Origin of the sequence: Arthrobacter sp. ISL-5 (assembly GCF_018613835.1) — a bacterium.
In the GTDB taxonomy this organism is placed as follows: domain Bacteria; phylum Actinomycetota; class Actinomycetes; order Actinomycetales; family Micrococcaceae; genus Arthrobacter.
Window position 1 is genome coordinate 18845 of the sequence record NZ_JAGGPM010000002.1, and the last position, 21673, is coordinate 40517.

Consider the following 21673-nt stretch of genomic DNA (forward strand, 5'->3'; position numbering starts at 1 on the left):
GCCATGACTGCCATTCAGACTGATTCCTTTACCGGTCCGACCCCGACCACCGTGGAGCACGTCCTGACGCTGGACTGCCGCGAGTCGCCGGGCATTGTCTACGCCGTCTCCGGCTTCCTGCTGGAACACGGCTGCGACATCATCGACAACCAGCAGTTCGGCGAACGCTCCGAGGGGCACTTCTTTATGCGGGTGCACTTTGCGTCCGACGGCGATGCCTCCACCGCGGACACCCTGCGGGCCGCTTTTGCCCCGGTGGCTGAGCGCTTCGGGATGAGCTGGCGGCTGGAGCCGCACGGTTCTAAGCGCCGCGTGCTGATCATGGTGTCGAAGTTCGGGCATTGCCTCAACGACCTGCTTTTCCGCGCCAGGATCGGCGAACTGCCGGTGGACGTGGTGGCCGTGGTGTCCAACCATACCGACCACCAGGCGCTCGTGGAGTGGCATGGGATCCCGTTCTTCCACGTGCCTGTCACCGCCGCCACCAAGCCCGAGGCGGAGGCCCGGCTCCTGGAACTTGTGGACGAGTTCGACGTCGAACTGGTGGTCCTGGCCCGCTATATGCAGGTCCTCAGCGACGAGCTGACCGGCAAGCTCGCCGGGCGTGCCATCAACATCCACCACTCGTTCCTGCCCAGCTTCAAGGGCGCCAAGCCGTACCACCAGGCCTATGCCCGCGGCGTGAAAACCGTGGGCGCCACCGCGCACTACGTCAACGCGGAACTCGACGAGGGGCCCATCATCGCCCAGCAGGTGGTGGAGGTGGACCACACCTACGGACCGGAGGACCTGGTGGCCGCCGGCCGCGACACCGAGTGCAAGGCCCTGAGCAACGCCGTCCGCTGGCACTGCGAGGGCCGGGTGATCCTCCGCGGCAACAGGACAGTGGTGCTCCGCTAGCCCCGCAGGACGCTCTCTCACTTCCTGTCGCTTCTACCGGGACGCTCTATCACTTGGTGTCGCCTGAACCGGGACGCTCTCTCACTTCCTTGGGGGAAGTGAGAGAGCGTGCCGGTTTTTCTTGCGGAAGGTGAGAGAGCGTCCTAATGTCCGCCGGGGCTACAGAGCGGCCAGCCGGGTGGCCAGATGCAGCGCAGCGAGCCGGCCGGTTCCGCGCGGATCTCCGCCGCACAACTCAAAAATCCGCTGCAGCCGGTGATGCATCGACTGCCGCTCCACATGCAGTTCCCTGGCGGCCTGTGCCGTGTTGCAGCCGGAGTCGAGCCAGGTTGCCAGGGTTGCCAGCAGCTGGGAGTTCCGCCGCGCGTCGTGCTCCAGCACGGGGCCGAGCTGCTGGCGCACAAAATCCCGCCGTGCCCCGTGGTCCAGGTGCTGTGCAGCCAAACGCTCGACGGCGAGTTCTTCGACGTCGACCACCACTCCGGCCGTCTCCGACGTCGGCCGTTCCGCCGGCCGGAGTGCTCCGTTCCCGGCGAGGTCCAGGGCGCATCTGGCCTCGGTGAGCGACCAAGGTGCGTTCTCGATCCCGGCGGCGAGGGGGCCCACCGCCGTCATGGTTCCGGGCTCAACGGGCAGTGCGCGCAACGCCGCCACGAGATCGGCACGCGCCGAGGCTTCCCGGCCCAGAGGGAGAACGGCCAGGGCGAGAAGCTCCGAATTGTCCACATAACTGGCGCTCTGCTGGGCGGACTTCTTCAGGATCTTGTCCATCGCGGTCCGCAACTGCTGCGACGTGGAGGTCCGGATGACCACCGTCACCACCGTTGCCGAGGACGGTATCCCGGCGGCGGGAGCGAGCTGTTGAAGCCGCCAGGGCTGGGCCCCGGAGCTGACCGCACGCAGGAGAGCAGTCCCGGCCACTTCCTTCAGCCCGGGTGGCATCCGCTGCAGCAGCGCCAGCGACAGGATGTCGACGCAGCGTCCTCCCGCAATGCGGGCCAGGTTCACGTCGCCCTGCGGAGGGACGCTGATGGCCAGCCGCGCCGAGGGCACGCCGCGGACGGGGACATCGATATTGATCAGCGTGCCGTCAGGTTCCGGCCCGTTTCCGTGCCGTTCCCCGGATCCGGAGTCCTCCGGCTGGTGGGTGCCGTCACCGGCCGGCGCCGCGCTGCCCATTGTCACGCCGGACACCGTGGAGAGCTCTAGGGTTGCCTCAAGGATCCCGGCCAGCACCGCAAGGATCTGGTCCAGGCTGCTTCCATGGGCCAGTTCCACCGCCATGGCGTGGCTGGCCTCATCGGCGCGGCGCAGGTGCGCCACCGATTCGCTCACCAGGACCGAATTGATCGCCTGCATGATGCCCACAAAAGGCACCACTTTGCGGAGCTCAATGAGGGGCAGCCCCGCTTCCTCCGCGGCCTGGATCATCGACGACGGAAGGGTGGCCAGGGTCTGCCCGGTTTCCACGGCCAGGGCCCCGACGCCGCGCTCAGCCAGCTGCCGGACGTAGTCCACGCGGCGGGCGTCCGACGCCGAAACCAAGGCGTCGCCCCCGGTGAGGAGGAGTTCCCCACCGCTGAGCAACGGCGCAATGTCCAGAACCTCACTCGAATGGACCCACCGCAGCTGCGTCCCCTCGGCTGCGGACGCCCCTGCACGGATCACGGGATCGGCGGCGGTGAGGGTGGGATGTTTCAGTACCTCAGTGAGCAAAATAGGCATGACGCTCCGTAGTACAAAGGGCTGTTTTGATGTACACATCGTATCTTGTTGAGTGTGGCCTGGGACACATAATCTGGCTGTATCCCCGTTCCCCCAATGGAGGCCCTCCATGCACAACAACTCCACTGCAGCCTCGGCCGGCCCAGTGCCGGCAGCCGACAAAGATGTCGAAGCCTGGCTTCAGCCCATTCCGGAATCCCAGCGGACCAGGAAAGTCTCCGGACAGTTCTGGATCTGGGCCGGCGCCAACCTCGCGCCCATCAACTGGGTCCTCGGCGCCCTCGGCATCCACCTCGGGCTCGGCTTCGCCGACACCGTGACCGTCCTCGTCTTGGGGAACCTCATCGGAATGCTGCTGTTCGGTTGCTTTGTCCTGCTCGGCCAGAAGACCGGCGCCACCGGCATGGTCCTGGCCCGCGCGGCCTTCGGACGGCGCGGAAACTACCTGCCGGCCGCAATTCAGGCGCTGCTGGTGATCGGTTGGTGCGCCGTCAACACCTGGATCATCCTGGATCTGGTGATGGCGCTGTTCGGAACCCTCGGCTGGGTTGACCCGACTGCCCAGAACTATGGCTGGAAGATCGGCGTCGCCACGGCCATCATGGCTGCGCAGGTGGCCATTGCGTGGTTCGGCTACAAGGCCATCGCGGCATTTGAAAAGTGGACTGTGCCGCCCACCATCATCATTCTTGCGGTCATGTCCGCGGTCGCCTGGTTCGGCATGAAGATCGACTGGGCCTACGCCGGTCCCGCCGGCAACATCCTCGAAGGCTCGGAGCGGATCGCCGCGATGAGCGCCGTCATGACGGCGATCGGCATCGGCTGGGGGATCACCTGGTTCACCTACGCCGCCGACTACTCCCGGTTCGTCAGCACCGAAGTGCCCAAGCGCAAGGTCTACCTGGCATCGGTCCTGGGGCAGTTCATTCCTGTGGTCTGGCTCGGCATCCTCGGCGCCAGCCTGGCCACGAACAGCGGCGAGATCGATCCCGGAAAACTCATCGTCCAGAACTTCGGCGTCATGGCCCTGCCCGTCCTCCTCATGGTCCTGCACGGCCCCATCGCCACCAACATCCTGAACATCTACACCTTCTCCGTCGCCACCCAGGCCCTCGACATCACCATCAGCCGGCGCAAGCTGAACCTGTTCGTCGGAGTCTTCTCACTCGCCGCCGTCGTCTTCTTCATCTTCCAGGAGGACTTCGCCGCCGTCCTGGACGCCTGGCTCATCGGACTCGTGGCCTGGGTGGCGGCCTGGGGCGGGGTCATGCTGGTGCACCACTTCTGGATTGAAAAGCGCTGGCCGGGCGAGCCCGCACGGCTGTTCGACCGCGTGGGAACCAAGCGGCTCCCGGGCGTCAACTGGGCCGGCGTCGTGTCGCTGCTGGTGGGCATCTTCGCCACCTGGCTGTTCATGTACGGGCTGGTTCCCGTGATGCAGGGCCCCATCGCCGTGGCCCTGGGCGGCTGGGACCTGTCCTGGCTCGCCGGTGGCCTCAGCAGCGCCGCGTGCTACGCGGTTCTTGGCCCCCGGGTTCACCGCAAGTTTCTGGCTGACGCCGGATCGCAGCAGGTCCCGGCAGCCGTCCCGGAGACAGTAACCCCGTCAACAGCCCCCGCCGTCCTCTAGAAAGGAACGGACCATGGAATTCCCCGCCTTCGCGGACTCCGCCCACCCCATCACCTGGCCCGAAGGGTACCGGGCAGCCGCATCCTTCACGTTCGACGTCGACGCCGAATCATGCACCATTGCCCATGACCCCACCAGCACGCGCCGGATGTCCCTCATGACGCATCAGTCCTATGGCCCCAAGGTCGCGGTCCCCAGGCTGTTGCAGATCCTGGCGCGGCAGGACATCCAGGCCACGTTCTTCATCCCGGGTTTCACCGCGGAAAGCTACCCCGACGTCGTGCGACGCATCGTGGACGCAGGCCATGAGATCGCCCACCACGGCTACCTGCACGAACCCATGCAGGGCATCGACGCCGCCACCGAGGCGCGGTACATCGACCGGGGGCTGGAGGCGCTGGCCAAGGTCGCGGGCGTGCGGCCGGTCGGCTACCGCGCTCCCTGGTGGGAGCTGAACTGGCACTCGCCGGCCCTGCTGGCGGACCGGGGCTTCCTCTACGACTCAAGCCTGCTCGACGGCGACGCCCCGTACCGCTTCAGCGTCGCCGACGGCGATCCCCGGGATCTGGTCGAAATCCCGGTCGACTGGGCACTGGACGACTGGGAGCAGTACGCCTTCTATCCCGGCGTGACCGGCAGCGGCGTCATTGAAAGCCCCGCCAAGGTGCTCGAGATGTGGACGCTGGAGGCCGAGGCGCACCACGCGGCCGGCAGCTGCTTCGTGCTGACCAACCACCCGTTCATCTCCGGCCGACCCTCAAAAGCCGTGGCCCTCGAACAACTGATCAGCCGGGTCAAGGCCATGGACGGCATGTGGGTCACCACCATGGCCAAGATCGCCGAGCACACCCGGGACACCGTCACTGAAGTCCACAGCCACGCCAGGATCGAGGTCCCGGCCTTCCCCGACGCCGGCGCCCGCTTCACCCCGGCCAGGGTCCTGCAGCCGGAGGTCCGGCAGTCGGAGCTGGCCGCCGGCAAGCTCTGACTTCGCTACAAAGGACGCTCTCTCACTTCCTGCCGCTTAATCCGGAACGCTCTCTCACCATCTGTCGCTCAAGCCGGAACGCTCTCTCACCAGGTGAGAGCGTTCCGGCTTTTATTGCGAAGGGTGAGAGAGCGTGGGCCCAAAACCTGCAGGAGGTGAGAGAGCGTCCCAGGAAAACCTGCAGGAGGTGAGAGAGCGTCCCAGGAAAACCTGCAGGAGGTGAGAGAGCGTCGGGAGGGGGAGGGTTAGACGCCGAGCTCGTCCTTCAGCGCCTGCACGTGGCCCTGGGCCTTGACCTGGTAGCGGGCCAGGCGGACCCGGCCGTCGGGGTCCAGTACCACGGTGGAGCGGACGATGCCCTCGCGGACCTCACCGTCCACGAGCTTCTCGCCCCAGGCGCCGTAGGCCAGCGCTACGGAGTGGTCCTCGTCGGCGAGCAGCGGGAAGGTCAGTGCGAAGTCGCCGGTGAAGTGTGCCAGCTTCTCCGGGGCATCGGGGGAGACGCCCAGTACCTCGTAGCCGGAGCCCTGCAAGGTGGCCAGGTTGTCGCGGAAATCGCAGGCCTCGGTGGTGCAGCCGGGGGTGGCGGCCTCGGGGTAGAAGTACACGATGACGTTCTTGCCGCGGTAGTCGGCCAGCGAGTTCTGCTTGCCTTCGGCGTCCCGCAGGGTGAAGTCCGGCGCCTGGGTTCCGGGCTGGAGCTTATTGGTCAGGTTGGGGCTCATGGCATTCCTTCGGACGGATCATGGGTCAACAAAAACATGTCAGACAAAAACTGGTCAGGCAAAAATGCGCGTCGAATAAGGACTCAGTCGGGCAAACAAGGACTGAAACTGATAACAGCCGGCCTAGATGCTGTATTCCGCCGGGCCGCGCACTGTGGCCGCCGGACCGGGGATGAACTGGTAACCGCCGCCGCGCACAGTGGCGATCGCGTGCCGGCCGCCGCGCAGCTTCCGCCGCACCCGCCCCACGTATACGTCGATGGAGCGGGTGGCCGCACCGGGGCTGTCGAACGATTCCAGGAACAGCCGCAGCTCGTCCCGGCCAATGGCGCGCGAGCAGTTTTCCACGAGGTAGCGCAGCAGCTTGAATTCGACGCCGGTCAGCCCCACGAGCTCGCCGTCCAGCAGCACCTCGCCCGCGGCGAGGTCGACGGCGACCCGGCTCACCGGGCCGGGCGACGGCGGCAGGAGGGAGGCGCCGTCGTCGTCCGTGTGCGGGGAGTCCTCCGTGGAGGACGACGACGGCGCGGGAGTGCCGCCGTCGGGACCGGTCGGCGCCCCCTCCCCAGGGAGCATCCCGGCCGGTGACATCCCGACGTCGGACGTTGCGGCTCCGGCGGCGGGCCAGTGGACTTCCGCCTCCGGAGCAATCTTCAGGGCTCGCGCCAGCACGAGTTCGGCAGCGCGCGCCAGTACGGCTTCATCGATTTCCTGCCCTGCCCCGACGGTCACCCAAACGGCCAGGCCCCGCGCCTTCAGCGACGGCGCCTTGAGCGACGGCGCCTTCAGGGACGGCGCACTCCGCGGCGCCGCCCCAGGAACCAGCGCCCCCGGAACCGGCGCCCCCGGAACCGGCGCACACCGCACCCGCGGGGCGGGCGTATGGGCGTGGACAGCCATGGCGGTGCGCCTCAGACGCCGCCGCGGCGGATCAGTTTGCCGCCGGGGGTCTGGCCATCCACCACGTTGCCGCGCAGGTAGGTGCGGCGGACGACGCCGGAGAGGGCCTTGCCGTCGTACGGGGTGATGGGGTTCTTGTGCTTGAGCTTGGAGACGTCCACCACGAAGGCCTCGTCCGGCGCGAAGACCGAGAAGTCGGCGTCGTACCCGAGCGCCAGCTGGCCCTTGTTGGAGAGGCGGGCGAGGGCTGCAGGCTTCTCCGCCATCCACGACACGACCTGCTCCAGGGAGATGCCGCGGTGCCGGGCCTCGGTCCAGATCAGGGACAGGCCCAGCTGCAGCGAGGAGACACCGCCCCAGGCCACGGCGAAGTCACCGTTTTCCAGGTCCTTCAGGTCAAGCGTCGAAGGGGAGTGGTCCGAGACGATGCAGTCGATGGTGCCGTCCTGCAGGCCCTGCCAGAGGAGCTCGCGGTTGGAGGCCTCGCGGATGGGCGGGCAGCACTTGTACGCGGTGGCGCCGTTGGGGATCTCCTCGGCCATGAGCGTGAGGTAGTGCGGGCACGTCTCCACGGTGAGGTGGACGCCGTCGCGCTTGGCGGAGGCGATCATCGGCAGCGCGTCGGAGGAGGACAGGTGCAGGATGTGGGCGCGGGCGCCGGTCCAGCGGGCCCGCTCAATGACCTCGGCGATGGCCTTGTTCTCGGCGCCGCGGGGGCGGGAGGCCAGGAAGGTCGCGTACTTGTCCCCGCCCGGGTGGGGCGCGTGGTCGATCGCGTGCGAGTCCTCGGCGTGGACGATCATTAGCGAGTCGAAGGACTTGAGCTCGGCCATGTCCTCCTCCATCTCGTCCGCTTCGAGGTGCGGGAACTCGTCCACGCCGGAGTGCAGCAGGAAGCACTTGAAGCCGAACACGCCCTCGTCGTGCAGCGGGCGGAGGTCCGCCTTGTTGCCGGGCACGGCGCCGCCCCAGAAACCGACGTCCACGAACGCCTGGTCCTCGGCCACCTCTCGCTTGAGCTTGAGGCCTTCCACCGTGGTGGTGGGCGGGATGGAGTTCAGCGGCATGTCGATGATGGTGGTGACGCCGCCGGCCGCGGCGGCGCGGGTGGCGGACGCGAAGCCCTCCCACTCGGTGCGGCCGGGCTCGTTGACGTGGACGTGGGTGTCCACGAGGCCGGGGATGAGGGTTTCGTCGTCGGCGAGCTCGATCACTTCAGCGCCGGCGAGGCCGTTGCCGAGCGGCTCGATGGCGACGATCCTGCCGCCGCGCACGCCCACTTCACGTGCCGCGATGCCGGCGGTGGTGAGGATGCGCCGGCCCCGGATGACCAGGTCAAAGCGTTCTTCAGACATTCAGGGGCTCCTTTGTGTGGGCACTGTTCGCTGGTGCGGGGTTGGCCGGGGCCGTTTCCGCCAGCTCCAGGCCGATGTTCGTTCCCAATTGTTCAAGCAGGGATGCCGCTTCGGCTATACATATATCTACCTTGGCCTCCAGCGCGGTGAGCGGGTAGACCTGCCGGAATCCGGATTCCTTCTGCTGTTCGGGCGTGAGCGTGGTGCGGCCGCAGACCGCCATCACGGGCACCCCCGCCAGCGCCGCCGCGCGGGCCACGCCCATGGGCGTCTTGCCCAGCAGGCTCTGCTCGTCGAGGCTGCCTTCGCCGGTGATCACCAGATCGGCGCCGGCCAGCCGGTCTGCCAGTTCCGTGAATTCAAGCACGACGTCGATCCCCGGCCGGCGGCTCGCGGCCAGTACCGCGATGGCTGCGTAACCGACGCCTCCGGCGGCTCCGGCGCCCGGCGCGTCCGCGGCTTTCAGCGCGCGGGGCCCGATTTCGCCCGCGAGGACCTGCACGAAGTTTGCCAGGGCGCCGTCCAGTGCACGGACGTCCTCAGGCGTGGCGCCCTTCTGCGGGCCGAAGATGGCGGGGGCGCCTTCCGGGCCCAGCAGCGGGTTGTCCACGTCGCTGGCCAGGACGAAGCGGGCCTCGTCCAAACGGGAGTCGAATCCGGAAAAGTCGATGCTTGCCAGGTCAGCCAGGGCCGCACCCCCGAGCGGGAGTTCCTTGCCTTCGGCGTCAAAGAGTATGGCGCCGAGTCCCTGCAGGACTCCCGCTCCGCCGTCGGTATTGGCACTGCCGCCGACACCCAGGATGATCTGCCGGCAGCCGGCGTCGAGCGCGGACCGGATGAGTTCGCCGGTGCCCAGGCTCGTGGCCGCCTTCGCGGTGGCGGAATCCGGGCCGCCGGTCCCTCCGGCGCCGCCCGGCAGGATGGCGAGCCCGGAGGCCGCGGCCATCTCGATGACCGCCTCCCGCCCGCGGACCGCAAACTCCGCCGTCAGCGGCAGCCCGGTAGGGCCGCTCACCACGGCACGGCGGCGGGTGAAGCCGGAGCCGACGGCGGCATCCAAGGTGCCTTCACCGCCGTCGGCCACGGGAATCCGCAGTACCTCAAGGGGACCAAGCTCCGCGGTGCGGAAGCCGGCCTGCAGCCCCTCCTCAAGGTGCCGGGCGACGTCCGGGGCGGAGAGCGAGCCCTTGAACTTGTCCGGCGCGATCACAATGCGCATTGCAGTGCCTGTCTTTCCTAATTAGGGCTGCAGGGCCAGGATGGCGGTGGGGGCGTCGGCTGCGGTGGCCGCCAGCTCCTCGAACTCGTTCACGGCGTTGATTTCCACGCCCATGGAGATGTTGGTGATCTTCTCCAGGATCACTTCAACAACCACGGGAACCTGGAACTCGCCCATGAGCGCCGTGGCCTTGTCGAAGGCGGCAGCCATGTCGTTGGGGTCCTCCACGCGGATGGCCTTGCAGCCCAGACCCTCGGCCACCTTGATGTGGTCCACGCCGTAGCCGTTCGTTTCCGGGCTGTTGATGTTCTCGAACGCCAGGGACACGTTCTGCTCCATGTTGAACCCGCGCTGCGACTGGCGGATCAGGCCGAGGTAGGAGTTGTTCACCACCACGTGGATGTACGGCAGGTTGAACTGCGCGCCCACGGCCAGCTCCTCGATCATGAACTGGAAGTCGTAGTCGCCGGACAGGGCCACCACGGTCTCGTCGGGCTTGCCGCGGACAACGCCCAGGGCGGCCGGGGCGGTCCAGCCCAGGGGACCGGCCTGACCGGCATTGATCCATTTGCGCGGGCCGAACACGTGCAGCATCTGGGCGCCGGCGATCTGGGACAGGCCGATGGTGGACACGTACGTGGTGTCCTTGCCGAAGGACTTGTTCATCTCCTCGTACACGCGCTGCGGCTTGATGGGGATGTTGTCGAAGTGCGTCTTGCGGTGCAGGGTGGCCTTGCGCTCGGCGCACTCGGCAGCCCAGGCGGAGTAGTCGGGCAGGGTCTTGGCGTCGCGGCGCTCGCGGGCCAGCTCCACCAGGCCGGCCAGGGCGGCGCCGGCGTCGGACGCGATGCCCAGGTCGGGGGAGAACACGCGGCCGATCTGGGTGGGCTCGATGTCGATGTGCACGAACTTGCGGCCGGCCGTGTAGGTGTCCAGCCCGCCGGTGTGGCGGTTTGCCCAGCGGTTGCCGATGCCGATCACGAAGTCGCTGCGCAGGTAGTTCTCGTTGCCGTAGCGGTGCGAGGTCTGCAGGCCCACCATGCCGGCCATCAGCGGGTGGTCGTCGGCGATGGCGCCCCAGCCCATCAGGGTGGGGATGACCGGAACACCCAGCAGTTCGGCCAGTTCCACCAGCTGCGCGGAGGCGCCGGCGTTGATGATGCCGCCGCCGGCCACGATCAGCGGGCGCTCGCCTGCGGTCAGCATGTCCAGGGCCTTTTCCAGCTGCTTGCGGCTGGCCTTGGGCTTCTCGACGGGCAGGGGCTCGTAGGTGTCGATGTCGAATTCGATCTCGGCCATCTGCACGTCGATGGGCAGGTCCAGCAGCACGGGGCCGGGGCGGCCGGAGCGCATCAGCTGGAAGGCCTTCTGGAACGCGCCGGGCACCTGGCCTGGCTCCAGGATGGTCATGGCCATCTTGGTGACCGGCTTGGCGATGGACTCGATGTCCACGGCCTGGAAGTCTTCCTTGTGCAGCTTGGCCACGGGGGCCTGGCCGGTGATGCAGAGCATGGGGATGGAATCGGCCCATGCGGCGTACAGGCCGGTGATCATGTCGGTGCCGGCGGGGCCGGACGTGCCGATGCAGATGCCGATGTTGCCGTCCGCGGCACGGGAGTAGCCGTCCGCCATGTGGCTGGCGCCTTCAACGTGGCGGGCCAGGGTGTGGCGGATGCCGCCGTGGGCCCTCATTGCCGAGTAGAAGGGGTTGATTGCCGCGCCTGGCAGGCCGAACGCCTCGGTGGCGCCCTCCTTCTCCAGGATGGCGACGGCTGCGTCTACGGTACGCATCTTCGTCATGGTGTGCTCCTTGAAAGTCTGTTTTTGGGTGTAGTTAGGGAGCCGCCGTCGTTTGTGTACGACGGCGGTTGCCCGGTTTTGCTTGTTATCCGGCCTGCGGCCGGAGGTGCTTTACTTGCGGCCGCTGAGCTGGAGGACCTGCTTGAAGAGTCCCGAGTGGTCGAGTCTGCCGTCGCCCTGGTTGACGGTGGCGGCGACGAGCTGTGCGACGACGGCGCCGAGCGGGATGGCGACGTTGGCTTCGCGGGCGGCGGAACTGACGATGCCCAGATCCTTGTGGTGCAGGGCCAGGCGGAAGCCGGGGTCGAAGTTGCGGTCGAGCATCTTCTGGCCCTTCTGGTCCAGGACCTTGGAGCCGGCAAGGCCCCCGCCGAGGACCTTGAGGGCGGCGTCGGTGTCCACGCCGTAGGCCTCAAGGAAGGCGATGGCCTCGCCGAGGACCTCAATGTTGACCGCGACGATCAGCTGGTTGGCCGCCTTGACGGTCTGGCCGGAGCCGGACGGGCCGACGTGGACGATGGTCTTGCCGACGGCGTTCAGGACGTCCTGGGCTGCCTCGAAGTCGGCCGCGTCGCCGCCGACCATGATGGAGAGGGCGGCATCGATGGCGCCCTGCTCGCCGCCGGAGACCGGTGCGTCAAGGGGGCGGATGCCTGCTGCGCGGGCGTCGTCGGAGAGGCGCTTGGCGACGTCCGGGCGGATGCTGCTCGCGTCGATCCAGAGGGTGCCCTGCTTGGCGTTGGCGAAAACGCCGTCGGGGCCGCTGACGACGCCCTCAACATCGGGGGAGTCCGGCACCATGGTGATGACGACGTCGGCGTCCTTGACGGCGTCGGCGATGCTCGTGGCGCCCTTGCCGCCTTCGGTGACGAGCTTGTCGATCTTGTCCTGGCTGCGGTTGAAGCCGGTGACGGTGTGCCCGGCCTTGACGAGGTTGATGGCCATTGGCAGGCCCATGATGCCGAGTCCGATGACTGAAACGTTGCTCATGATGGTTCCTTACTGAAGTCTGTGCGGAGATTGAGTTAGCCGGACCCAACTAGGTCGCAGTAGATGTCGTTTTGAGGGCTCTAAACGACATCTACTGCTACCCAGTTGGGCTAGGGGACTATCCGGCGGCGTGCTCGCGGATGGCCCAGCTGAAGGCCGTTTCCGCCGGCTCCTTGTACTCGAGGCCGATGTAGCCCTCGTAGCCGAGTTCGCGGCTGCGGGCGATCCACTCGCCGAGGGGAAGCTCGCCGGTTCCGGGAGCCCCGCGGCCGGGGCTGTCGGCGATCTGGATGTGGCCGAAGTCCTTGGCGTGGTTTTCGATGACGGCGGCGACGTCGTCCCCGTTGACCGCCAGGTGGTAGAAGTCGGCGAGGAGCTTGATGTTGTCGACGCCGGACTCCGCCTTGACGCGGGCGATCACCTTGAGTGCGTCGTCGGCTGTGAGGAGCGGGTACTTGGGTGCGCCGCTGACCGGTTCGAGGAGGACGGTGCCGCCGATGCGGGCGACGCCGGCGGCCGCCGCCGCCAGGTTTTCGGCGCCGATGGCGTCCTGCTTTTCGGCGGATTCGCCGTCCACGCGGTTGCCGTAGAGGGCGTTGAATGCCTTGCAGCCGAGGCGCTCGCCGATTCCTGCGACGACGTCGATGTTGTCGCGGAATTCCGCAGAGCGGGCGGGCCAGGAGGTGAGGCCGCGGTCGCCGCCGGGCATGTTTCCGGCGTTGAAGTTCAGGCCGGAGAGCTGGACGCCGGCGTCGGTGACGGCGCGCTCGAAGGCGGTGACCTGGGCATCGGTGGGGACGGAGGTTTCGAAGGGCCACCAGAACTCGACGGCGTCAAAGCCGGCAGCCTTCGCTGCGGCGGGGCGCTCGAGCAAGGGCAGCTCCGTCAGGAGGATGGAGCAGTTCACTGTGTACGTCATCGTAGGTCCTTCCGAGGAGGGGCTTTGATCTATCTTCCCTGCTAGCTTGGCTCTTACGAGATTCCGCTTTGTGGAATTTAGATTCTGCTTTATGAAAAGTTTAGGGAAGGTGGGGGTGGGAGTCAAGGGGGTGGGTACGGGAAAGGGAGTTTGGGATACCAAGCCTGCCGGATGATCAGACCGAGAAGGCGATCGATTGTCCCGAACCTGCGCTGCTGAGTGCGAGCGGGCTGCGGGTCTGGACGCCCTTCCGTCTTGTTTCGTGTTTCGGGACGGCACGACGGCTGTTGAGTGAGCGGAAAAGCCGCACCCCAAGTGATCCAGGGGTTGATCGGTAAGATGAGCTTTCGGTCTAAGTTGGCGTCCATTTGGGGGTAAGCGGTGCGGGTAATCGGAGTAAGGAATCACGCTGAAAAGCTCGGGTGGGTGATCACAGAAGGCGATCACAGGGCAAGTGTGCAGATTCTGCACTCGAAAGAAGTGAGTCTTCCGGCTGATGATCGCGCGGGCCAATTGGCCTGGGTTCGGCGGGAAATCCTAGCCATTCTGACCAAACACGCGGTCGACAGGGCATCACTTCGATTGGCGGAGTCTGGACGGTCGGGCGCGCCGAACTATGGCAGGGCCGAAGTGGACGGTGTCGTCCAGGCAGCACTGGCGGAGTTGCATATTCCGGTCAAGGGCTACAAAAGTGCCACAGTCCGCAGCGCATTTGGCAAGACGCAGGCCTTGGCCGAGGCGGCCATGGAACTGGTTCCATGCATTGCCAGCACGGCAAAACTACGTCGCGAACAATTGGCTGTCGCCGTAGCGCAGTATCCCGCAGGCGCCTAAGTCGAATGGCATACCGTCAGATTCGGCGCCTGGGTGCCGGCTACTTCGGAGAGGTATGGCTTGAAGAGGATGAGGGTCTTGGTCGTTTGTGCGCAGCAAAGTACTTAGAACCTTCGCGCTTGGCTCCTGGGTCATTCCCTTATGCTGAAGCTCAGGCCATGATGGCTGCCAAGCATGAAAACGTCGTGCAAATCTTTTCGGCCGAAGAAACCGACGGAGTCCCAGTCATCCGTATGGAGTATTTGGAGGCAGGCAGCGTCGAGGATCGCTATAGCGGATTGCCCATCGCAGTTAGAGATGCCGTGCGGTTAATGGAGGAAGCGTGTCGGGGGGTGGAGCACCTCCATTCCCGGGGCCTGTTGCATCGTGACATAAAGCCAGGCAACCTACTTCTTCAAGCAGGCGGCGCGGTAAAACTGAGCGACTTCGGGTTGTCCTGTTTCACTAACGGATCGTCAGTCGTGCCGCCGTGGTCTTATACCGCTCATCTTCCGCCTGAGGCCCTGGAAGCTGACCGGGGAATAGACTCCGCTGTCGGTGACGTATACGCGCTCGGAATCACCGCTTATCGCCTACTGAACGGCGATCGAGAATTTGAATCCTTCCGAGCGTCAATCGCCTCAAAAGGAAGCGTGGTTCCTGACGGCTGGCTGCCGCATGTTCATCCCAGGCTTAGGCGAGTCGTTCGGAAGGCGATGCACGCGCAGCCGGCGTCCCGATATCAGTCTGCGTGGGATTTCCGGCATGGGCTCGAGGCCGCTCGTCCTGTCGTCTCTTGGGTCCCGGAAGGGCCCGCGGAGGGACAGTCTTGGGCGGGGTGGGCAGAGATTGGGGACGTGGCGTGGCGTGCGGCAATTGAACCTGCCGCCCGCAACCGATGGGCATTCAAGGTAGAGCGGGCCTTAAATGGAAAGGGATGGCGAAGGATCGTAAGAGATTGCGACTCGTTTCCCGGCCTACCGGGTGCCACGGGCCATGCAGCTTCGGTGCTCGGTCGCATAGCCGAAGCAGGACGATAATACTTTATGTGCCCCCGCGGGTGGGTCGCGTTAACGAAAGTTGTCTCAACATGGCAGCAGCCGTAGCGGAGGGACGAACTCTCAGGACGCCAGCGAGGCTAAATACCCATAGCCAAAATAGGTTCAGGCCGAGGGAGTATGGAGTTTCATAACGCTCCATTTCTTCCGGGAGACCAAGGACCTCTCGCTGTCCAGAACCACGGTGTTGTAAGTAGAATTGACGTGGGGCCGACGGCAAGAGCCCTGGCAAGCCCGGGGTGCCTTCCCAACCGCCGCCGGCCCTTATGATTGCGGCGCGAACGCCGCAACATTCCGATCCGGTCACGCTGCGCCCGGAGATCTTCCCGCCTGAACAAGTGCATGTGACCATGGGGCATGAGCGAAGAACTGATGGCGGCGGCACCCTCCGGCGGTGGCGCTCCCCGCAATCGAACGGCCGGAATGTTCCATCCCGAAGGCTCCGAGGCAACACGGCAACTGCGCGAGCAGGCTCGGCGCCGTCGGGAAGCAGAAGCGAAACTGCAGCTGCACCTGACGCAAACCCGCAACAAGCCCGCCGGAGCACCTGACCCGGCACTCTGACAAGGGCCGCTCCGACGGCCAGCCGAAGCAGGCCACAACACCTCATATTTACAGCCGAAATCCACCCAGATCACGGCGGCACCGTCACGGAGCCGCCGTGATCGCTGTTCCAGCTGAAACCCCTCCTACACGCCCAGCGACGCATCCCGTGACGCCGGTTCAAACGGCTGGGAAGCCGGTGCCCGCGCCGGCAGGCGGGTGGGTGCTCCGAGGGCGCGGTAGTCCCAGCCGGCCGCCCGGTAGGCGTCGGCGTCCAGCGCGTGCCGGCCGTCCACGATGTTGCGGAGCTGCACCAGCTCGCCGAGTGCGGCGGGATCTGCGCGGCGGAACACGTCCCATTCGGTCAGGAGCGCCACGATCTCTGCGCCGGTCACGGCGGCCTCGAGCGAGCCGGCGTAGGCCAGGTCCGGGTAGCTCCGGCGGGCGTTGTCCATGGCCTTGGGGTCGTACACGGTCACCCTGGCCCCGGCCTGATGGAGCATGCGGGCAACATCCAGCGCCGGGGCGTCCCGGATATCGTCGGAATCGGGCTTGAAGGCGGCGCCCAGGACAGTGACGTGCACGCCGGTCAGGTCCCCGCAGGCCATTTCGGTGATGAGGTCCACGGTGCGCTGGCGCCGCCGCTGGTTGATGGCATCCACTTCCTGCAGGAACCCGACCGCCTGCCCGACGCCGAGTTCCCTGGCCCGGTGGGTGAAGGCGCGGATGTCCTTCGGGAGGCAGCCCCCGCCAAAGCCAAGGCCCGGCTTGAGGAAGCGGCCGCCGATGCGCGTGTCGTAGGACAGCGCCCTGGCCAGATCGTTGACGTCGGCACCGGTCGCCTCGCACACCTCCGCCATCGCGTTGATGTAGGAGATCTTGGTGGCGAGGAAGGAGTTCGCGGCTGCCTTCACCAGTTCGGCGGTGGCGAGGTCGGTGACCACCACCGGAGTGCCCTGGGCGATGATCGGCGCGTAACAGGTGGCCAGCCGCTCCCGGGCCCACTCGGAGGCAACTCCGAACACCAGCCGGTCCGGGTGCAGGGTGTCCTCCACCGCGTGCCCTTCGCTCAGGAACTCCGGGTTCCACGCCAGCTCAGCGAGCCCGCCGGCGGGAGCGCTTGACTGGACGAACGCCGTCAGGCCTGCCGCCGTGCCGATCGGAACGGTGGACTTTCCCGCGACCAGGCAGTGCCGGTCCAGGTGCGGCGCCAGGCGGGCGAGGGCCGAGTGCACGAAGCGGAGGTCGGCGGCCGGGGAGTCTGCCTCCTGCGGGGTGCCGACGCACACGAAGTGAATGTCGGCGCCGCGGGCCACGGAGAAGTCGCTGGTAAACGTCAGCCTGCCGCTTTCCAGCATTATCTGCAGGAGCTTCTTGAGGCCCGGTTCGAAGAACGGAGGCTTTCCGCGGGACAGCGAGTCCACCTTGGCCTCGTCGACGTCGATCCCCACCACCCGGTGGCCCAGGAGCGCCATGCACACGGCGTGCGTGGTGCCCAGATACCCTGTGCCGATGACGGTCAGGGAAAGGCCTGCGGGACGGGAGCCGTTTCCGGACGGACCGGAACCGTTTCCGGACGGACCGGAGCCGTTACCTGACGGGCCGGCGGCAGTGGCGGCCACGTCAGTAGGGGCGGGAGGAACGGACGACGGCGGGACGGACGGGGCGACGTAATCTCCCCATCGGGAATTGCTCATGTCAGGCTCTGTTCTGTGCTCAATAGGGGGACGGGTTCGCGCCCCGGCGCTCTGCGTTCGGGCGATCGGCGCAGCTCCGGCGAAACCAGGTCCATTGATGTCAGGTATCTCACCGCCCAGGATCCCCACGGCGGGCGGAAGGAGTAAATGCAGGCCAGCCGGAGCCGGGCGGAGGCGGCATACGCCTCGAACCGTTCCGGGCTGACGTGCAGGCGGCTGGCCGCGGACACGATGCTCGCGTGGGCGATCGCAAACCGCTGGGCTGTAAGCAGGTTCTGCCTCCGGCGCAGTTCCAGGTGCACGTCCAGGTTGGCCAAATCCAGGGCTGCCTCGGCCCTGCAGGCCTCGTCGAAATCCAGCAGCCCCGGCGCTCCGGCGTTGTCCGTGCCCAGTATTTGCTTGTCGTGCAGGTCTCCGTGCGCCCACCCTAGGGGATCGTGGGGCCCGGCCAGAAGGCGGGCCGTTACGGCGTCGACCTGTGCCATGAGTGCAGCGCGTCCCTGCGCAGCCTCGGGGATCCCTTCGCTGTGGAGCAGCCAGCGATCCATCCACCGCCGCACCTTGGCCAGTTCTTCCTCGGCATCGCGCAGCGGAAGCTGCTCCAGGCTGCCGCGGAAAGCGGAGCCGCTGGCGCGGGCAACAGTTTCTGTCCAGGCCCGCGACCAGTCAGCCCACATGCCGGCAAAGAAGTTGTCTGTGACGGTGGTCTTGTCCTGGCCGAGCTCATAGTAGGACCGGCCGGCCACGCGGCTGAAGACCAGGACGTCCGGCCGGGCTGCGGTCATGACCGGTGTCCTGAAGCTGCCGCCGGCCAGGGGCGCGGTGGCCAACACGTGGTTTGTGGTCGCACCAGGCGCCTGTTCAGGCCGGAACACCTTGATGTACGTGTCGCCGGCACGGAGGACTGCCCGCTTGTGGGCGCGGTGGACCACTGTTTCCCCCTTGGATGACTCGCGTGCGAGGGCGGGCAGCTTGGAGTCGTCCGCGTCTACCGGGACAAACCGGCCTTCGCGGAAGAACCCGCCCAGAACGCCGGGATGGTCGGGCGACTGCACCTCGAGGACGTAGCGGCCTGCCGAGATGCCGGGCCATGCTCGGCTCACCAGCCATTGTTTTCCCGCGGGGTCGGTGACGCGGCTGGGGACGGGAGGATGCCAGTTCATGAGATCAGCTCCTTGGCCCGGCGCAGGTGCCAGGACATGTCGGCGGCCCATTCGGGGGACCGGTCCCGGAAGGGATCAACGCTGCTGTTGAACAGCCGGAAGGCTGCCCAGGCGTCCACGCCCGCTGGGGTGAACCGCCCGCCCGCCCCGGCGTAGCCCTCGCTGAGCCGGGCGGTTTTCGGGCCCCCGGCACCCCCGGTGCCCCGGGCGGGCCCGGTAGGCCCTCCGGAGGCCTCGGCGCGCACGGCTTCCTCCGCGGCTGCGAACGATCCCAGATCAGCCTCGGCCACGCCTGTGCGCGCCCGGTCGAAATCTATGAGGCGCACTTCCGAACCGCCCACCAGCACCTGGTCCGCGGAGAAGTCCCCGTGGACCAGGACGTACTTGGACGCGGTGCCGTCGGTCAGCAGGCGGGTGCGCAGCTCGGCTTCCATTCGTCGGGCCGGTTCCTCCAGGTCGGGGAGCAGCGACGCAACCATGGTCCGCGTGGCCCGGAGCTGCGCGGCGATTTCGTCCCGCCAGACCTCCGGCCCGGCCGGGAACCCTCCGAGAGGTATTCCATGCAGCCTGGCCAGGGCTTCCCCTGCGCTGACCGCCCCGGAGTCGTCGTCGAGCCCGGCAAGGTCGCCTCCGCCCCAGGCCGCGCAGGCGCTGATGCCGTGCTCGAGGCATTCAGCGTCGCCCAGCTGGGTGAGGTGCGGAACGCCGTGCAGGTTCAGCCGCTCCAGGAAATGGGCCTGCTGTTCGGCGCCGGCCGGCGTTGCGGCGGCCTTGATGACCACCGGGGCGCCGGAGTTTGGGACGAAAAGAACCAGGCGGCGTTCGGGCTTGTACCGCAGCACGCTGCCTGCGCCGGCGAGCGTACTGCCGGCGCCGGCCAGCAGCGCGCCCGGCCGGTGCTGGAGGCCGAGCCGTTCCAGGCCGTGTTCGCGCAGCCAGAGCAGGTTACCGTAGAGGACCCAGTCGTCCTCGACGCCGCCCACCGCCACCAGGTTGTCGTCCTGCCGGGGATCGGGCCGCAGGACCCGGATGCCTCCGCTGCGGGACCGCGAGGTGAGTTCGCGACGGAGGAGCTTGGCGTTGCCTGCGGGGGTCCGGGTCATGGCCCAGCCGTAGTCGAAGGCGCCGTTGCGGATGCGGCGGAAGGCCACCAGCAACGAGGTGCGCGGCTTGTAGCGGACACGGGTCACGCGGACGGTTTCGCCAAGCAGCGAGGACAGCCGGGTGTTGTCCAGCAGCCAGGGAAGGCCGGGCAACGCATCATCGCGGCTGGCCAGGGAGAGGTCCGGATTCTTGAACTCGGGCTCTGCGGCGGTCATGGCACTTCCAGCCTCTCTTCGGGCCGGCTGGGGTCCTCGTCTTCCAACCAGCGGGCGAACCTTGTACCGGGATCCCGCAACAGTAGCTCCGGGCGTCCCTCCTCCACGATCCTGCCGTCCTCGAGCCAGATGATGCGGTCGCAGGAACGGGCGGAGTGGGCATCGTGGGTGATGGTGATGGAGGTCCGTTCGCGCGTCAGGGTGGCGAGGGCCTGCAGGACGGAATCCCGGGAGGCGGCGTCCAGGCCCGCCGTCGCCTCGTCGAGTATGACGATCGGGGCCTGCCGGAGGATGGCGCGGGCAATGGCGAGCCGCTGCCGCTGGCCGCCGGAGAGGTCCTTCGCCGCTTCGCCCAGCACCGTGTCGTAGCCGTCCGGAAGGGCCCGGATGAAGCCGTCGGCCTGGGCCAGGGCGGCAGCCTCCTCGATTTCGTCGTCCGTGGCGTCGAGTCGGCCGAACCGGATGTTGTCCCGGACGGAGGTGCCGAACAGCATGGAGTCCTGCAGCAGGATGGACACATGTGACCGCACGGACGCGATCTTGAGGTCCCGCAGGTCCTCCCCGCCCACCTTGACCGATCCGGTGGCGGGATCGATCATGCGCAGGATGAGGCTGGCCAAGGTGGACTTTCCGGCGCCGGACGGGCCCAGGATGGCCAGATGCTCACCGGCCGGGATGGCCAGGTTGATCCCGTGCAGCACCATTCCTTCGCCGTGGCCGGCGAACACGTCCTCAAGCACGATGTCCGGGTTCTTGCTGTCCAGGCGGCGGGCGTGGGCCGACTCGGGCAGGTCCGTCTGCGCTTCCAGCAGGTCCGCCACGCGCTCGCCGGAGGCCGTGGCCCGGGCGATCCGGCCGGTCTGCTTGGCCAGGTCCTTCAGCGGCTTCATGCCGGTCTTGAGGTACATCAGGAACACCACCAGGTCACCGGGCGTGATCGCGTGTTCCATGACCCGCCAGCCGCCGCCGGCCAGCACCACCGCCGTCGCGACGCCGATCAGCACGTCGGTGCGCCGCTCGAGCCCGGCGGCGAGCCGCAGCGCCGCGACGCCCGTTCCCAGCGTGGCCTGGTTGCTGCTGCGGAAGCCGGAACTGATGGTGTCCTCCAGGCCGTAGGCCTGGACTTCGCGGATGGCGCCGAGCGTCTGCGCCGCCGTCGTGGCGAGTTGACCCTCCCCTTTGCGGGAGCTGCCGGCGGCCGCGGTGATCGGGCCCGAGCTGGCGCGGGACAGGAGGACGAAGACGCCGCCGGCCAGGAACACCACCAGGGAGAGCAGGGGATCCAGCCAGAGCAGGATTCCGGTCATCGCAACCAGGGTCGCCATGTTGCCCAGGAGCGGCAGCCCCGCGGTGACGGCCACCTCCTGCAGGCGGGACACATCGCCCACCAGGCGCTGGACGGTGTCCCCGGTGGACGCCCGAGTGTGGTGGCGCATGGACAGGCTCTGCACATGGCGGAAGGCCCGGGCCCTCAGGTCCGCGGCGATCCTCGAGCCGATGAGGGCGAAGCAGACGGCGGACCAGTAGTTGGAGATGGCGCGTCCGATGCTGATGGCCACCACCGCCGCCCCGCACAGGATGAGCGTCTGCACGCTGGCGTCCATGGCGGGGCCTGGTTTGTGCAGCGTGGCGCCCAGCGAGCGGGAAACGGCGTCGATCACCAGCTTGATGGGCCACGGTTCGACCAGGCGGAAAACCACATCGAACGCCAGCGCGGCGAATCCGCCCGCCATGAGTCGGCGGTGGCCCCGGAGATGCGGGCGCACGCAGCGCAGGGTGCGCCGCAGCCCGGACTCCGGCTTTGGGGTCCGGGCGGATTTCCGTCCGCGCCGCAGGGACGGGCGGCGCCCCGGCTTCCGCGGGGCCGGAGTTTGCTGCCCGGCCGCCTGCTGCCCCGGCGGCTGCTCTCGGTGGAATTTCACGGTCATC

At 67.4% G+C, this 21673-nt stretch carries 18 protein-coding genes; 6 read left to right on the forward strand and 12 right to left on the reverse strand.

What is annotated here, in order from left to right; translation table 11 throughout:
- Nucleotides 1-3: 3 nt before the first annotated feature.
- Nucleotides 4-900 carry a formyltetrahydrofolate deformylase gene (purU, locus tag J7I89_RS00895; RefSeq protein ID WP_214966551.1) on the forward strand — a complete coding sequence of 299 codons (897 nt, stop codon included), beginning with the start codon at nucleotides 4-6 and terminating at the stop codon, nucleotides 898-900.
- Nucleotides 901-1059: 159 nt separating this feature from the next.
- On the opposite strand, the gene J7I89_RS00900 is transcribed toward purU, so the two are convergent.
- Nucleotides 1060-2625, reverse strand: a complete 1566-nt coding sequence (locus tag J7I89_RS00900; protein WP_214966552.1) for a PucR family transcriptional regulator — start codon at nucleotides 2623-2625, stop codon at nucleotides 1060-1062.
- Nucleotides 2626-2734: 109 nt separating this feature from the next.
- Here J7I89_RS00900 and J7I89_RS00905 point away from each other — a divergent pair, with 109 nt between their 5' ends.
- Together J7I89_RS00905 and J7I89_RS00910 are read left to right on the forward strand one after the other, a co-directional pair.
- Complete coding sequence (locus tag J7I89_RS00905) at nucleotides 2735-4255, forward strand: cytosine permease (RefSeq protein ID WP_251044754.1); 1521 nt, start codon at nucleotides 2735-2737, stop codon at nucleotides 4253-4255.
- Nucleotides 4256-4268: 13 nt separating this feature from the next.
- Nucleotides 4269-5243 (forward strand): polysaccharide deacetylase, encoded by a 975-nt coding sequence (locus J7I89_RS00910; protein WP_214966553.1) that lies wholly within the window; start codon nucleotides 4269-4271, stop codon nucleotides 5241-5243.
- A gap of 245 nt (nucleotides 5244-5488) precedes the next feature.
- On the opposite strand, the gene bcp is transcribed toward J7I89_RS00910, so the two are convergent.
- From bcp to J7I89_RS00945, 7 genes are all read right to left on the reverse strand, one after another.
- Nucleotides 5489-5968: a thioredoxin-dependent thiol peroxidase gene (gene bcp, locus J7I89_RS00915; protein ID WP_214966554.1), complete on the reverse strand. Its 480-nt coding sequence runs from the start codon at nucleotides 5966-5968 to the stop codon at nucleotides 5489-5491.
- Nucleotides 5969-6091: 123 nt separating this feature from the next.
- On the reverse strand, nucleotides 6092-6868 hold the full coding sequence (locus J7I89_RS00920) for a winged helix-turn-helix domain-containing protein (RefSeq protein WP_214966555.1): 777 nt from the start codon (nucleotides 6866-6868) through the stop codon (nucleotides 6092-6094).
- 11 nt (nucleotides 6869-6879) lie between these two features.
- Nucleotides 6880-8223, reverse strand: a complete 1344-nt coding sequence (gene allB / locus J7I89_RS00925) for an allantoinase AllB (RefSeq protein WP_214966556.1) — start codon at nucleotides 8221-8223, stop codon at nucleotides 6880-6882.
- Complete coding sequence (locus J7I89_RS00930) at nucleotides 8216-9442, reverse strand: glycerate kinase (RefSeq protein WP_214966557.1); 1227 nt, start codon at nucleotides 9440-9442, stop codon at nucleotides 8216-8218. The genes allB and J7I89_RS00930 overlap by 8 nt, the downstream gene beginning before the upstream one ends.
- A 21-nt stretch (nucleotides 9443-9463) precedes the next feature.
- Nucleotides 9464-11242, reverse strand: a complete 1779-nt coding sequence (gene gcl / locus J7I89_RS00935; RefSeq protein WP_214966558.1) for a glyoxylate carboligase — start codon at nucleotides 11240-11242, stop codon at nucleotides 9464-9466.
- A gap of 111 nt (nucleotides 11243-11353) precedes the next feature.
- On the reverse strand, nucleotides 11354-12232 hold the full coding sequence (locus J7I89_RS00940; protein WP_214966559.1) for a 2-hydroxy-3-oxopropionate reductase: 879 nt from the start codon (nucleotides 12230-12232) through the stop codon (nucleotides 11354-11356).
- 118 nt (nucleotides 12233-12350) lie between these two features.
- Entirely contained in the window at nucleotides 12351-13151 is an 801-nt protein-coding gene (locus tag J7I89_RS00945) for a hydroxypyruvate isomerase family protein (protein WP_214966560.1), read from the reverse strand.
- Between the two features lie 426 nt (nucleotides 13152-13577).
- On the opposite strand from J7I89_RS00945, the gene J7I89_RS00950 reads away from it, so the two are divergent.
- The 3 genes from J7I89_RS00950 (at nucleotide 13578) to J7I89_RS00960 (ending at nucleotide 15586) form a co-directional block, all read left to right on the forward strand.
- Nucleotides 13578-13985, forward strand: a complete 408-nt coding sequence (locus tag J7I89_RS00950) for a hypothetical protein (protein WP_214966561.1) — start codon at nucleotides 13578-13580, stop codon at nucleotides 13983-13985.
- 5 nt (nucleotides 13986-13990) lie between these two features.
- Nucleotides 13991-15004 carry a serine/threonine-protein kinase gene (locus J7I89_RS25865; protein WP_214966562.1) on the forward strand — a complete coding sequence of 338 codons (1014 nt, stop codon included), beginning with the start codon at nucleotides 13991-13993 and terminating at the stop codon, nucleotides 15002-15004.
- Between the two features lie 375 nt (nucleotides 15005-15379).
- Nucleotides 15380-15586, forward strand: coding sequence for a hypothetical protein (locus J7I89_RS00960; protein ID WP_214966563.1), 207 nt, complete (start codon nucleotides 15380-15382; stop codon nucleotides 15584-15586).
- A gap of 125 nt (nucleotides 15587-15711) precedes the next feature.
- Here the strand turns inward: J7I89_RS00960 and J7I89_RS00965 are convergent, their stop codons facing one another.
- The 4 genes from J7I89_RS00965 to J7I89_RS00980 are packed head-to-tail and all read right to left on the reverse strand — an operon-like array spanning nucleotide 15712 to nucleotide 21672.
- Entirely contained in the window at nucleotides 15712-17262 is a 1551-nt protein-coding gene (locus J7I89_RS00965; RefSeq protein WP_214966564.1) for a UDP-glucose/GDP-mannose dehydrogenase family protein, read from the reverse strand.
- A complete protein-coding gene (locus tag J7I89_RS00970; RefSeq protein WP_214966565.1) occupies nucleotides 17259-18425 on the reverse strand; it encodes a phosphotransferase in 1167 nt (388 codons plus the stop codon). Before J7I89_RS00970 ends, J7I89_RS00965 begins: the two co-directional genes overlap by 4 nt.
- Nucleotides 18422-19744: an aminoglycoside phosphotransferase family protein gene (locus J7I89_RS00975; protein WP_214966566.1), complete on the reverse strand. Its 1323-nt coding sequence runs from the start codon at nucleotides 19742-19744 to the stop codon at nucleotides 18422-18424. The genes J7I89_RS00970 and J7I89_RS00975 overlap by 4 nt, the downstream gene beginning before the upstream one ends.
- On the reverse strand, nucleotides 19741-21672 hold the full coding sequence (locus tag J7I89_RS00980) for an ABC transporter ATP-binding protein (RefSeq protein WP_214966567.1): 1932 nt from the start codon (nucleotides 21670-21672) through the stop codon (nucleotides 19741-19743). Before J7I89_RS00980 ends, J7I89_RS00975 begins: the two co-directional genes overlap by 4 nt.
- Nucleotide 21673 lies beyond the last annotated feature (1 nt).